General features: G+C 51.4%; 10 protein-coding genes. 1 reads left to right on the top strand and 9 read right to left on the bottom strand.

The annotated features are described in order from the left end of the window. Nucleotides 1-179 precede the first annotated feature (179 nt). Entirely contained in the window at nt 180-1169 is a 990-nt protein-coding gene (locus HMPREF9465_RS10660) for a tRNA dihydrouridine synthase (protein WP_005436850.1), read from the top strand. On the opposite strand, the gene HMPREF9465_RS10655 is transcribed toward HMPREF9465_RS10660, so the two are convergent. The 9 genes from HMPREF9465_RS10655 to HMPREF9465_RS10615 form a co-directional block, all read right to left on the bottom strand. After that, nucleotides 1170-2075, bottom strand: a complete 906-nt coding sequence (locus HMPREF9465_RS10655) for an alpha/beta fold hydrolase (protein ID WP_005436848.1) — start codon at nt 2073-2075, stop codon at nt 1170-1172. A gap of 201 nt (nt 2076-2276) precedes the next feature. Further along, a complete protein-coding gene (locus tag HMPREF9465_RS10650; protein ID WP_005436846.1) occupies nt 2277-4490 on the bottom strand; it encodes an ATP-dependent RecD-like DNA helicase in 2214 nt (737 codons plus the stop codon). Between the two features lie 38 nt (nt 4491-4528). Continuing rightward, entirely contained in the window at nt 4529-4921 is a 393-nt protein-coding gene (locus HMPREF9465_RS10645; protein WP_005436844.1) for a hypothetical protein, read from the bottom strand. Then, nucleotides 4911-6284, bottom strand: coding sequence for an ISL3 family transposase (locus HMPREF9465_RS10640; RefSeq protein WP_005436843.1), 1374 nt, complete (start codon nt 6282-6284; stop codon nt 4911-4913). Before HMPREF9465_RS10640 ends, HMPREF9465_RS10645 begins: the two co-directional genes overlap by 11 nt. A gap of 4 nt (nt 6285-6288) precedes the next feature. Then, on the bottom strand, nt 6289-9546 hold the full coding sequence (locus tag HMPREF9465_RS10635; protein ID WP_005436841.1) for a DEAD/DEAH box helicase family protein: 3258 nt from the start codon (nt 9544-9546) through the stop codon (nt 6289-6291). 42 nt (nt 9547-9588) lie between these two features. After that, entirely contained in the window at nt 9589-10635 is a 1047-nt protein-coding gene (locus tag HMPREF9465_RS10630) for a virulence RhuM family protein (RefSeq protein ID WP_005436838.1), read from the bottom strand. Further along, nucleotides 10625-11935, bottom strand: a complete 1311-nt coding sequence (locus tag HMPREF9465_RS12925; protein WP_005436831.1) for a restriction endonuclease subunit S — start codon at nt 11933-11935, stop codon at nt 10625-10627. Before HMPREF9465_RS12925 ends, HMPREF9465_RS10630 begins: the two co-directional genes overlap by 11 nt. After that, nucleotides 11932-13947 carry a type I restriction-modification system subunit M gene (locus tag HMPREF9465_RS10620; RefSeq protein WP_038007707.1) on the bottom strand — a complete coding sequence of 672 codons (2016 nt, stop codon included), beginning with the start codon at nt 13945-13947 and terminating at the stop codon, nt 11932-11934. Before HMPREF9465_RS10620 ends, HMPREF9465_RS12925 begins: the two co-directional genes overlap by 4 nt. A 229-nt stretch (nt 13948-14176) precedes the next feature. Beyond that, nucleotides 14177-14540 (bottom strand): ISL3 family transposase (locus HMPREF9465_RS10615; protein ID WP_005436827.1); only part of this gene is annotated, 364 nt, incomplete at its 5' end.

Below are 14540 nucleotides of genomic sequence, written 5' to 3'. Positions count from 1 at the left end.
TCCTCGTTTTTTCATCCGCAACACCCCCAATTTCGACGCACCGGTCGCCTTTCGCCTCCCCTTCCTCATTCCGGTCCGCCGCACCGTCCCGAATGCGTGCCCGAGGCGCCGATCGGGTAGAATCCCGAATCCCATCAGCCACGCATCCATTTCCAATCTTTTTTCCAAAGCAAACCGACATGTCCGCCACGATCGTTCCGCCGCTTGCCGTCGCCCCCATGGAGGGCCTCACGGGCTTCGTCTTCAGGCAGGTTTTCAGCCGCCACTTCACGGGCGCGGACGACTGGTTCATTCCTTTCGTGACGCCCACGACCCTGCCGCAGTTCACGGACCGCCAGATGCGCGAGCTCGCGCCCGAGGCCAATGCGGGCATTCATGCGGTTCCGCAGCTTCTGACGCGCCGCACGGCCGACTTCCTCTGGTCCGCGAAGGCGCTCGCCGACATGGGCTACGACGAGGTGAACCTCAACTTCGGCTGTCCCGCGGGCACAGTCGTCGCCAAGGGCAAGGGTTCGGGCTTTCTGCGCGAGCCCGAGGCCATGATCCGCTTTCTCGACGAGATCTTCAGCGCGGACCTTCCGATCGCGATTTCAGTGAAGACTCGCCTCGGCTGGGCCTCCGAGGACGAGTTCGACCGTCTCGTCGACGTCTACAACCGCTTTCCGATGAAGCGCCTCACGGTGCACCCGCGCCTCAAGAGCGACCACTACAAGGGTAGCGTGCGCCTCGAGACGCTCGACCGCCTCTATCCGAGCCTCAGGATGAAGGTGGGCTACAACGGCGACGTCGTCACGCCCGCCGACGCGGTCGCGATGACGGAGCGCTATCCGGGCATCGACCAGATGATGATAGGCCGCGCCCTGATGGCCGACCCCGCGCTGCTTCGCAAGATCCGTGGTGGCGAGCCCGCGACCGAAGCCGAGCTCGACGACTTCCGGCGCGATCTCTTCGAAAGCTACACGGCCGCCTTCGGCAGCCTCAAGAACGCCATGATGCGCATGAAGGAATACTGGTTCTACCAGCTCGCCCTTTATGACGAGAGCGAGCGCCCCGCCAAGGAGATCTTCAAGTCAAAGACGCCCGAGGCCTTCGCCGACGCCGTCAGGAGGCTCGTCGAGACCTGCCCGCTTCGCCGCGACGCCCGCGCCTCTTGGTACAAGCCTCTTTGATCAGGCTCCCCCCTTCGGTTCGGCCCGAGCCGCATTCCCTGCGACAAGCTCAGCATAACGCCGTCCGAGCGCCGCAGGCACTTCGTGGCCCATGCCTTCCACGGGCTCGAGCCTCGCGCCCGGAATCACGGCCGCCGTCTCTTCGCCCGCCGCGAACGGCAGCAGCGGATCCGCCGTGCCGTGAATGACAAGCGTCGGAACCCGAATCTGCCCGAGCGCCTCCGACCTGTTTCCGCTCGCGAGGATCGCAAGCAGCTGCCGCTTCGTCGCCTCCATGTCGAGCGGCGTGTCCTCGATGCGGTCGAGCATCCGCTCGAGCGCCTCGACGTCGCCGCGAAAGGCGGGCCCCGAGAGCGCAAGCAGGATCTCCCGCATCTCCTCCCTCGCCTCTTCCTTCGTCCGCGCGGGTCCTCTCGGGCGGATGATCTTCCAGATCGTGCCGAGCCTGCCGAGGCCCGTGGCGGGATTGCCCGTCGCGGACGAGAGCGACGCGAGCGAGAGAATCCTCTCGGGATGACGCAGGGCGAGCGTCTGCGCGATCATCCCGCCCATGGAAAAGCCCGCGACGTGAAAGCGCCCGATGCCGAGACCGTCGGCGAGCGCCACGACGTCGTCCGCCATGTCGTCAAGATCGTAGGCAGCCGAAACCTTCCTGCGCGCGAGCGTTCTCGCCACAGCGCCGAGCACCTCGACATCCCTGACGCGAACGCCCGTCACGCGCGGGCTTTTTCCTGCGTCCCTGTTGTCGGGCAGCACTACCTGAAGTCCCGTCTCGACAAGCGCATCGACGAGTTCGGCGGGCCAGGCGTTCGACGCCATGCCGAGTCCCTGCAGAAGAATGACGGCGGGACGGGACGCATCACCATGACGCGTGAAGGAGAGCGGAACGACGGGACGGCGGGACATCGGGAAAATCGGGTATTACTCTTTTGAGGTTGGATTTGAAATGTCAAGTCCAACCTCGATTTTTTTGCCCCCCTGAAAATCGTGCTGTCGATTCGAGTCCGAAAAGTCAATTTGGGTTGGAAGTGGCCAAGAAGTCAGGTCGTCATGCCTCAGTAACCACGCTGATCGATCCTACGGACTTCCAGCTGTGCGCGATAACCGTCAAAACTCATGTTGGGTTGGATTCTCGTTCTGGAGCCAGTGCTTCAAGCCCGTATTTCGCGTAATGGTCTGCTTTCCCCGAACCGCCATTGCCAACGCCTTCTTCTGACCGACGAGGATCACCAGCTTCTTCCCGCGCGTCACGCCCGTATAAATGAGGTTGCGCTTGAGCATCACATAGTGTTGCATTGTGATTGGCAATATCACGATCGGATATTCGCTCCCCTGGGACTTGTGAATGGTCGTGGCATAGCAGAGCACAAGCTCGTCCAGCTCTCCGTAGGGGTAAACAACTTCATGCCCGTCGAAGTCAACTGTTAGCTCTTCTTCCTCAGCGTCAAGCCGCGTCACAAAGCCGATGTCGCCGTTGAACACGTCGCGGTCGTAGTTGTTCTCGATCTGCATGACCTTGTCGCCAACAGAGAATTTCGTGCCGAATTTGAGAACGGACGCTTCTGTGGGAGGGTTGAGCGCAAGCTGGAGAACTTCGTTGAGCGTGCGGGCACCGGCACTTCCACGATTCATCGGGCAAAGGATTTGGATGTCCTTGATGGGATTCACGCCGTATGCCTTCGGCAGGCGTGTCCTCACCAGGCCGGTGAGGATTTCAGGCATCTGCTCGTTGTCTTCAACCGAGAGGAAGTAGCAATCGCCTTTCTCTTCCTTGCTCGGGAAGACCGGCATTCTGCCAGCGTTGATTTGATGCGCGGCCTTGATAATCCAAGAGGTCGCAGCCTGTCGGAAGACTTCTGTAAGCCGAATGACCGGGACGGCGTTCGACTCGATCAAGTCGGAAAGAAATGCACCGGGCCCGACAGACGGCAACTGATCGACGTCGCCAACGAAAATGACCGCCGTCCTCGATGAGATTGCCTTGATGAGGTTGTTCGCCAGTGGAATGTCAACCATTGAGCACTCGTCCGCTACGAGCAGATCGCAGTCCAACGGGTTATCCTCGTTGCGCTTGAACTCCATCGTGGCAGGATCAATCTCAAGGAGCCGGTGAATCGTCTTGGCTTCCATGCCGGACGACTCGGAAAGGCGCTTCGCCGCACGTCCGGTGGGCGCACAAAGCATCATATTGACGCCCTTGGCACGAAGAATAGTGAGGATGGCCCTCACGATCGTCGTCTTGCCTACGCCTGGTCCGCCGGTGATGACCATCACCTTGGACTTTAGAGCCGCTGCTACGGCTTCCCGCTGGCTTGCGGCAAGGGTGAGGTTGAGCTTCTTCTCCACCCATGGAATTGCCTTCTCCGGGTCGATGTTCGGCCACGGCGGTGTACCTTTGACCAACTCCCTCAAGTTGCGTCCGACAGACTTTTCCGAGAGATAGAGCGAAGCCAAATAGATGCACCCTTGCACTGGGAAATCGGCCTCGATCAGTTCGCCTTCGTCAATCTCATGGTCGATAGCGTTAGAGATAACGCTTTCGGGGATGTTCAGAAGCTCTGACGCCTGACTTATGAGCAAGGGCCGTGGCAGGCAGCAGTGGCCTTGATTGCCTGAGGCTTCCGACAAGGCAAAGGCTACGCCCGCTTGAGCGCGAATAGGAGAGGTAGGTTCAATGCCGATGTTCTGCGCAATGGTGTCGGCAGACTTGAAGCCGATGCCTCTGATGTCCTTGGCCAAGCGATACGGATTTTCCTTGACGGTCTTGACAGCATCCTTCCCGTACTTCTTGTAGATGCGAACAGACTTCGACGTGCTCACACCATGGCTGTGCAGAAATACCATGATTTCCCGAATGACCTTCTGGTCTGCCCATCCGGATGTGATCTTCTGAATGCGCTTTGGTCCAATGCCTCGCAATCCCTTCAGGCGTTCAGGCTGTTCTTCAATGACGGTGAAGACATCGGTCCCGAAGGCCGAGACCAGCGTCTTAGCGCAGAAGGGGCCGATGCCTTTCACCATGCCAGAGCCGAGGTACTTTTCGATTCCGTGAAGCGTCGTAGGCGCATGGATGCGTAGGAACTGAGCGCGGAATTGTCGTCCGTACTCTTTGTCCATCACCCAGATGCCCGACGCAGATGCGTACTCTCCTGGCGTTACGGAGGGTGTATGGCCAAGCACCGTGATAAGGTCGCGTTCGCCTTTTACCTTCAGACGAAGGACGCAGTAGCCGTTCGTCTCGTTGTGAAAAGTGACGCGCTCTACGAGGCCGCTGAGTTTGTCCAGAGGCTGCTTGTCTGTGCGAGAGTCTGTGGCGATCATGTACGTGAAGCCTTCGATAACATGTAACGTGTTATTCGTTATTTATGAGCAGACTGCCGTGCATCAAGTTCGCGTTTCAACTTCTCAACCCGTGCGGCCATGACCTGGAGACACGCCTCCATTTGCTGAGCTCTAGAAAATTCTAGATGAGCATATGCAGCGAGCAGACGCCAACCAGGATGCATAACCAGCTCATGACGAATCAAAAGTTCAGCATGCTTTCCCAACACCAGAAGCTCTTCGTCGGAAAGTTCTTCGAGAGCTTTTTCGGATTGAAGAGAGGCGTCTCCGCTTTCGCCGCCGCCAGAGTCTGCACAGGCCAGCATGCACTCCGTATTGGCCCGAGCATTGTCGTCGATCAGTTTTATGACTGCTTCGAGGCTACCCCCGGTTTCGAGCAGATCCGTCGCGTGGTATTCGTCAGTTCTCATCCTGATCTCCTTCCATCAGCGCTCCGGAAGCGACGACGTGCTCCTTGAGCGCATTGTTTGTGATGGAGGTTTGGCTGTCGTCTTGATCGGGCTTGTAATCCAACTTTGCCCCGTACTCGCGCTTTCCGATAGTACCGTCAGCAAGCGCTTTCGGATTGTAGAGAAGCATGCCTCGAAGCATGTTGAAACGCATGCCTCTGGCACGGCGATCAACCGCGCGCGCAAGCGCATTAGCACATTCGGTGTATCCGTTGGTCAGACCGTTCGAATCCCAATACCGGAAAATAGGTTCATAAAAATTATGAACCATGTTGGCTACGTTCCGAAACGGGTCGTAAACCGATTCTGTGGGAAGGTTGCTCTCCCAATTGGCAAATGCTGCTTCCGCATCCTGACGATTGCCCTGATCGTAAATTTCGAAGAAATCTTCTTTGATGCCGTAGGCAATCTTCAGCTCTGGGACGAATACGCTAATCGCATCTATTTTTTGACGTTCATCTTCCGTAAGGTCTTTCTGTCTTTTCAGAAGGGTGTAGCGGAGTCTTTTTTTAATCCCCTTAGCCAGCTTACGTTCCGGAATCTGACTTTGAAGAGAGCGGCGGATTTCTTCAATGCATTCGTTTCCATACCGGACAACGTGGAAATGATCAATAACCCATTCGGCATTCGGGAACAATGCTCTAAGCGGCTTTTCAAAAGGACGGTACATATCCGTGCACACCCAGCGAACCTTCGCGCGCTCTGCTTCTGAGTAACGCTTCTCAAACGCATCCTTTAAGAAATCCCCCTGCCGTCGTTCAAGGAAGTCTACCAACGTACGCTTTTGCAGGTTTGTCACAGTTGTTCGAAACGTCTTGCCAATTTTGACTTCATCCAGACCCAAAGAGTACGGCAATTCAAACTTATGTTTTTTATCCATTTCGCCGAAATAGTCAGCGACTACTCGTTGAGCCGTACTGTCTGAAATCCCGAAATGTTCCTGGGCATGAAGAAAAGTTGTTCTCATGCCAAATTCTATGAGGTTACGAACGAGCGCCTTCGTAATGTTTCTCTTATTCGCCATAAAAGGCAGAGCCCCACAGTTGAAGACCTTCCCGCATTTAGGACATCGCTTCCGATGTTTGATCAACTCGATCTGGCTGGGATACCCGCTCATCGGCGCATGGCTTATGCAAACCTTTTTGCTTGAATGTGAATGCAAATTCACATGGCAATCCGGACATGTATTCGGAATCTCAAAGTTGGTCGTGGCGTAAAGAACGGTTCGTTTCGCAATATGATCGGTAACAATATTTGTAACGACAATGCCGTCAAGATCCAAAACCCGACCAGGCATGTCAAGGCTATTCGCTTCTTCTGACATAGCTTCATGCTCCACGCAACTGAGTTTCGGTCGTCTTGGTCTTCAACAAAGAAAGCACTATGTCTACCAATTCGTCCTTCTTATGGTTGTCAAGCATGACAGCCTGCGTGAGTTTCTTGTATTGATCAAAAAGATCAATGACTGCACCATGCACAGCAGGCTCCAGAAGTCCCTTACGGGCACTTTCAGAGTCATTGTTCAGCACTTGAACCATTACCTGATCGTTTTCCTGCATTTTTTTCGTGATGCTGCAACAATAGCGGACAGCGTCCTCACTGCCTATGATGTCGCCTGCGAAGTTACTGATCTTTTCCAGGATCGTCTTCAGATGTTCGGGCATTTCCGGATGTGGATCATGGGGCGTATCGCGAATGGGCTTTAGCGGTGTCGCGTCCTTTTCTGCCTCTTCCGGCGTGTCCTTAGGAAGCTGACGAATCGTGTAATTCGTTAAGAGCACACCAGACAAGTCGATCTCTTCCTTGGGAGCATGCTTGAGATACTTCGACAAGAGGCTGCAGAAAGCGACAAAGACTTCTAGGTCGGGATTGTTGTAATCCACCATTTGAGCCAAGTAGTTATAGGTACTAACCGTCTTGTTGAGCGTCTTGCGGAAGTTTTCCAAAAGATTGAGATCCGTCGTTTGCTCTTCCAAGGCCTCTCTCGTAGCGGCAATACGAGCTTCATTGCCGCTTTCCTCATCCTTTTCCAGCTGTGCAGTCAGCAGGCTGCATCCTTCATAGCATTCACGCAACTGCAGATTGAAGTTCGTCGCCAAGGGTTCGAAAATGCGATTCAACACCGCATGGTCATCCTTGCTCTTCTTGTTTTCAACCAATGTGCGCAACTTGCTGAAATAGTACGAAGCCTTGAAATCGGTAACGTCGGCTTCAGTGAAGACACTAGCAGCAAGGACGGACTCCCTCAAAGAGAAGATCACATCGCTATTTTGGATTTCATTGACGGTCGCACCCGCATCGTACTTCTTGAATGCTTTCTGTACATCCTTCGGTTGATTCACGAAGTCAACGATAAAAACCGCGTCCTTGGCGGGATAGATGCGATTGAGGCGACTGTAAGTCTGGACGATTTCAATCTCCGAACCGAGAGCTTTGTCGATGTACATGGCACAAAGTTTCGGCTGGTCGAACCCAGTCTGGAACTTATTGGCCACAATCATCAGGCGATATTCCTCCTTATCGAACGCTTCTTCCAAAGCCCCTCGAATTTCAGGATTGAGATTTTCCTCATTGAACACCGCTTCCGGGTCGATCAGCGTAAAGCCTTGTTCTCGATCTGCTTCATGAATGACATCCGTTCCCTGAACATCCCCAGAGAACGCGGCGATGGGCACACCAAGACGCAATGCCGGCACCTTGTTCAGATCGGGATGAGTTTCAAAGTATTTATCGAAAGCCATCTTGTAGCGCACGACCGCAGCACGTGAGCTGGTCACAATCATGGCTTTCGCCTGACCATTCAGAAGCCCAGCGACATTACGAACAAAATGGTTGATGATGAAATCGGTTTTCTGACTGACATTCGTGGGATGAAGGTTCTTCCATTTTGCAATGGATCTCTTGGCATCCCTTTCGTTCACTAATGGATTTTTGGGATTTGAATGTTCCAGCTTCCAGGCCTCTTCATAGGGTGTGTACCCCTTGAGGACATCAATGATGAAACCTTCTTCAATAGCCTGTCGCATGGAATACAGGTCGAAGCTCACAACCTTTTCTTCACCCGGACATGTCAGATTGACAGGAGAACCGTCCTCAGTACGACCGAACAACATCATCGTTTGATGTCGCGGCGTAGCCGTAAACCCTAGGAAGGATACGTTGGCGGGACGTTTGTGCGACTTCTGAATGGTCTCGATGAAGTCATCAAGGGACTGGTTTGTTGTCTGCTTGCCTGCAAGCCCTAGAGCAGCATTGAGCTTCGAAGAGCTGGTGCTGCTCTGAGAGTTGTGAGCCTCGTCAATAATGACGGCGAACGAACGATCGCGAAGCTTTTCATTGAGAATGATCTGCTCCATCGCGAACGGGAAGGTCTGGATGGTCACGACAACGATGCGCACGCCCTTTTCAAGCGCTTTCTGAAGGGATGCGGTCTTGGACGTACCTGCCTTGCGGTCTATGCCTTGAACAAGCCCAGGCGTGCGATTAAAGCCGTTTACGGCGGCCAAGAGTTGGTCGTTGAGGTTGGTGCGATCCGTGATGATCAGAATCGTGTCGAATACGGCTTTACCATTCGGCTCACGAATTTCTGTCAAGCGGAATGCCGTCCAGGTGATTGTCTTGGTCTTGCCAGAACCGGGCGAGTGTTCGATCAGATAGTTCCTGCCAACTCCATACTCAATCGCATCATCCACAATTTTGGTGACGGCACGAAGCTGGTGGTAGCGAGGAAAAATCAGCCTATTATCGGTTTTCCAATTGCCAAATTGCGTCTGGACCCGATGTGCTTCAGTGAACACAAACGAATGGAAAAGGCGTAACCAGGTCTTTGGACGCCCGACGACTTCCCAGAAGTAAGACACCGGATAAGGATTGTCCACGGTAGCGGAAGGGTTGCCGGCATGGCCATCGTTGCCCATGTTGAAGGGAAGGAAGCGGGTGGTTTCCCCTTCCAGCTTCGTCGTCATCTGAATATCCGTTTCGCTGATTGCGAAATGCACAATTGCGCCGCGCCCCGGTTTCAGCAGAGCGCTGTAAGAACCCGTTTTGTGAAGTTTCGGATGACGATTCCTGCGATATTCCTCCACGGCGTCATTGATGTCCTGCGTGAAGTTCGTCTTGACTTCAGCTGTCGCAACAGGAATACCATTGATGAAGAACACCAAATCTATCGATTCAGTCGTTTCGACGCGGAAATGAACCTGTTGCATCACACGAAGGATATTGTGGCCATAGCGCTCAACCACCGCGTGATTTTCAAGGTTTTCCGGTTCCTTCTCGCTGAGTTTGAAGAATGGCATCCCTGTAATGCCGACGGCATCCTGAAGCGTACGAAGCGTTCCCTTCTGGATAAGACACTGCTCAATTCGACTCAGAAACGTTTCCTGCCACTTGGCATTTGTCTGTTTGAATTGTTCGAATTCATCTCGATATGTAGCGTCCATCCACGCGAACAAGTCTGGCGCGTACAACCCTGTCTTGGGATCAAACCCAGAGTCGTTGGAAGAATGCTGCCATCCCTGGCGCACAAACCCCTGCACAATTGCATTCTCGAACGCTTTTTCTTTATGGTCGGCATTGCTGATCATCTTTTTAACCCTGTCTCTTTCAAACTCTGTCGTGGTCCTGCTTTATGGCTTGGCCAGCTTTTCGATTTCGTTCAACGATTGTTCGACCACAAATAGATCGAAGTCGGATTGATAGCTTTCCAGAAGCCCTTTCCGATAAAGTTGATATTCCTTAATGGCAAAGGCATCTGCCACAGCCTTGGAAACTTTCCCTTGAGGGTCCTGAAGCAACTCTTCTTCGTTGAACTGCAGGAAGGCGTCAAGGCGCTTCACCCAGTCGGCCATGGTCATCGGAATGCCCTTCTTGGCTTGGTTTTCTGCATAATCCAGGTACATCGACACCAACCGGTTGAGCTTTTCCATCTCTTCGCTGCCGAGGTAATTCTTGGCAATCGTGACATCTGCCTGATAAATCCGGCCTTCCGGCGCATGCTTCCATGTTGTCAGTCCCATGTTCGGCTTTGTATGGTCGGCACGCGAGTAGATGATTTCCGCCGCTGTCTGACGAGATGTCGCCCAATGCATCTTGTTCTGTACCGTTGCAAAGAAGCGGCGAGTAATCTCAGCATTTTGGTTGTAGTCGACAGAACATTGAGCGTAGATATCGGTGATCTTCTGATAGAACCGGCGTTCGCTGGAGCGAATGTCGCGGATGCGTTCAAGCATCTCGTCGAAGTAATCCTTACCAAGGAAATACTCCGGATTCTTCATACGTTCGTCATCCATTGCAAACCCCTTGACGATGTACTCGCGAAGGATCTGCGTTGCCCAGATGCGGAAGGAGGTCGCACGCTTCGAATTAACGCGGTAGCCGACTGCGATGACAGCATCCAGATTGTAGAGTTTCGTCCGGTAACTCTTGCCATCCGAGGCAGTTGTCAACAAATCGTTGACAACTGAATTTTCGATAAGTTCTCCGTCTTCAAAAATGCGCCTCAGATGCTTAGAGATGTTCTGCTTGCTGGTGTCGAAAAGCTCGGCCAACAACTTTTGCGTCAACCACAGCGTTTCGTCATACAGAAGAGCCTGGACACGGATTTTCTCCGCATCATCTTGATAGATAACAACGGTTCCACTTGCTCCTTCGTGAATTACGGGTTTATTCGCCATGTGTGACCTCTTCTATGTTCAGTTTCCCGGTGACTGCGGCGTTGATTAAGCTAGACCGATATTCTGTTAACTTATCTGTAATATTTTCCAGTTTTTTTGATACTGCATCAATTGCTTCGGCCCGCTTGTCAAGATAATCAACGATTTCTTCTTGTTCATTCAGCGGAGGAATAAGTATCGGAGTTGCAGAAACCTTTTCCTTTGTGTAATGAGAAAAAGTAGCTTTATTGCATACAGTATCCAAATACGAATCATAAGTTATATGTAGCCAATATTTTGCAAATCTCGACAATACCTTACCATGCTCTCTCAAACGAATAATAGAATTTTGAAAATAGCACGGGTAATTTTCACCTTTATATAAAGCGACTGTACCAAACCCCGCTCCCCCCTCGACAATCAAGCAGTCATCAGGTTTAAGCAGTAGAGCATTTTTTTCTGCAGGAGAAAACCACATGTGTTTGAAGTAATCTTGCTTCACTCCACCCCAATCAATACTGCCTGCACATAAATATCTTTCTAAAGTGTAGGAATCATTGGCCTTCTTATTTTCTAACATTTTTCCTAGCGTGACATCCATCACTTTTCCAATTGTTGATATCCGCCAATCTTTAGGAATGCTGCCAAGCCAGTTAAGACCGCTATCTTTCATCTCAGTATTCGGATCAAGGCCTTTGGTCACGACTTGGGCGATCAGAGATTGGCGATAGGAGGAAAGCAGAGCAAGCTCTTTATTGGTTTGTAAAATTATTGCTTCGATTTTGGGTAGAAGAGCATTTAAATGTGAAAAGATTTTTTGTTGGTATTCTTTTGGCGGAATGGCAAGTGGGAGATCTGACTGGATCCCTTCGCTGATAGACGGAACTGTTGCAGGACACATATATGCGCCGAAATCTAAACAACGAAGCCACAAAAATGCCCAATTATCCTGAACTGCATCAGGAATATAAGCAGTCATATTATTATCAATACAACAAATTCGGGTCGTTACTCGTCTACGATTTAGTAGCGAAGCTGCCCCAATTTTTGCATAAACAATCGCTCCAGCAGGCACTAGCCTTGCCTTCAAAATTTGTCTGGTATTTTCCGAAATAGTATGTTGCGGTTCAGGCAGATGAATACCATCAGTGCTTCTAGAGAGGTCGGAGACCTTGTAAAAAGGAATTTCTTCATCAGTCTTTCCTTGATATTGATCAGGGAATGCTGAGCCAGATATAAATCTTCCGAAAAGTCCAAGGCGAGAGATCGTCCAATCATTGGGAAGAGTGAATTTCAAAGAGCTTCTAGATTGAACGATCATTCAAACAACTCCTTCATCAGCTTAGTCGTTTCAATTTCTAGAATTTTGATATCTGCAGCAATATCTTCAGGATTCCGAAGCGTGGTGTGCTTGTAAAAATATTTGTTGAAATTCACTTCATATCCAACAATTCCACTCACGTTATCCTGAGGATCTGCGACAGTTGGATCGACGAATGCATCTGGCATAAACGGAAGCACTTCACGTGTAACATAGGCGTCAATATCCTCACCAAGAGGGATGTTTTCCACTTGCTTTGCTGAGGCGTTAGAGATAACGCTTCCCTTCGCATCCTTGGCTACTTCTCCTTCAGGATCTTCGATAGTGAAGGTTTCCATGAATGCTTTTCGTACAGGTGCGCCGAGCTTCACCCCCTGTTTTTTCAGAGCAGAAAAGGTAGAGTCAATCCAAGAGAACGGTTTTTCATCGCCCAAAGACGTTTCAAGTTCACTACGAATCTGGGCTCGATCTGCATCTGACACTTTGCTCAAAGCCTTATGAGCAAGTAGGATCGCAATATTTCCGTCAGAGATGACGCACTTCACGCGTAACGGACGTTGAATCGTGACAGCACGATAGCCAAAGTCTCGATAATCACAGACCTTGCTGATTTCAGAGTCCTTGTAATTGGCAACTTCGCGGGCGATGGCTTCAATGTCTTTATCGGAAATGACGTAACGCTTGCTACCAATATTACGAATAAGGGTCTTGAAATCCGAAGCATTGATGAGTTGAACTTTGTTCTTCTTGTGTGCGGGCTTTGCCTTGTTCAACAACCACAGATATGTCTGAATGCTAGTGTTGTAGAACAAACTCCCAGGAAGCTGAACAATTGCTTCAACAATATCCGACTCAAACAGCCAACGACGAATGTTCGAGCTGCCAGATCCTGCTCCGCCAGTGAAGAGCGGGGATCCAGACAAGACAATCGCACCTTTGCCATCCTCAGCAAGTTTCTTGGCTACATGCGTTAGGAAGAGCATCGACCCATCAGACTTCGGGGGCAAACCAACAGCGGAAAAACGCAGATCTTTGGATACGACAGGATATTCTTTGGCCCAATCCATCCCGAAGGGCGGATTTGAAAAGACATAATGGAATGTCTCACCCTGATGCTTGTCGTCAATTAGTGTGTTGCCCAAGCTAATTCCAGTTGATTTATCGACTGGAATTACATTCGAATTGCTTGAATTATCGACCATGGATTGAAGCAACATCATGGCCTTGCCAATCGCCCAGGAAACTGGCGCGATTTCCTGACCATAAGGGAGCAGCATCGGGGGATACTTGGCACCACTTCGGTCTGCGTACTCTTGGATCAGTTCGATGGCATCGCTGATGAATCCGCAGCTACCGCAAGTAGGGTCATAAACGGTTCGAATTTGTCCATTGTCAGAAGTCAGAAGCCCATCATCGGCTTCAAGCACCAGCGTCGTAGCTAGACGCACAATGTCTCTAGGCGTCAAGAACTCCTTGCTCTGCTTGTGTTTAGTTGCAGCAAAGCGCCAGATCAACTCTTCGTAAATGTTGCTCATGACGCGCGTTGGAACCGTTGCCGGGCTCAAATCAAGATTCTTGAAGTGTTGAATCGTGGCGTAAAGGTGATCGGTGGCCTGCAACTGGTCGCAGATATTCCTGAAGTTCATCTTGTCGAAAATCTCACGGATATTGCAAGAGAAGCCATCAAGATACGCATCCATATCGGATCTGGTATTGGTTGCGCCGATTATGTCCAGAGTCATGTTGGTCGTATTGAAGAACGGAGCTCCCGTTACCTTCTTCAATGCATCGGAATAATGCGATTCCAAGAGCATGCCGGCACTGCGCAGGAACTCGTACTGTGCAACCGTGGCTTGTCTGGTAGGCGCTAGTGCGCATTCGATTCGACGCAGAAGAGCGAACGGAAGAATGATCGCCCCGTAGTCATCTTCTTGGAACGATCCCCGGAGCATATCGGCAACGCTCCAAATCAGATCCGAAAAGTTTTGGAGATGCAGGTCATTTTGAGCCATGGTGTGACATATCCCTGAATTTGGTTAAGTGCACCCATTCTAGCAAACCCAACCCTAAAAGAGTATCTAATTTTATTTCCTGCATAGGGTCGGCTGGCGCGGCGAGGCAACGACTGCGGAGATCAATGGAGCATAGCGTGCGCCTGACTCCAACCCTTGGTGAGGATTTGATTTTTTTTGTGCACTCCAAACTGCCGCTTTGATGGTCATATGACCACTAAAAAAGGGTTCATCTCGGAAGTCCGTGGAACGCGGCCTTGACTTTTAAGAAAAAGTACAGATCGTCTCGGAAGCCATAAGCTCGTCGCTTAATTTGCTTGATTTTATTGTTGACACCTTCAAGTACAGAGGTGTTGATCTTAAAGTCCGCGGCTGCAATGATGCCCTGCACATAGCGCCTGAGGTTCTTGCCGAAATCTACCAAGGGCTTGATCCTGCTGTGAGTGGCTCGGTGAATCCAGTCCATAACCAAAGCAATTGCTTGTCCGCGTGTTCCCAAACTCCAGAGATGTCGAAGCTCGTCTCCCATGAGATAGCATTTGAGCAACGGCGTATTAAGTTTCGAAAGCTCCGCCAGTTTTGTATGCTCCTTC

This window comes from Sutterella wadsworthensis 2_1_59BFAA (assembly GCF_000297775.1).
Taxonomy (GTDB): domain Bacteria; phylum Pseudomonadota; class Gammaproteobacteria; order Burkholderiales; family Burkholderiaceae_F; genus Sutterella; species Sutterella wadsworthensis_A.
The sequence above is the reverse complement of the archived record's forward strand: the minus strand, read 5'-3'. Positions and strand labels throughout refer to the sequence as shown.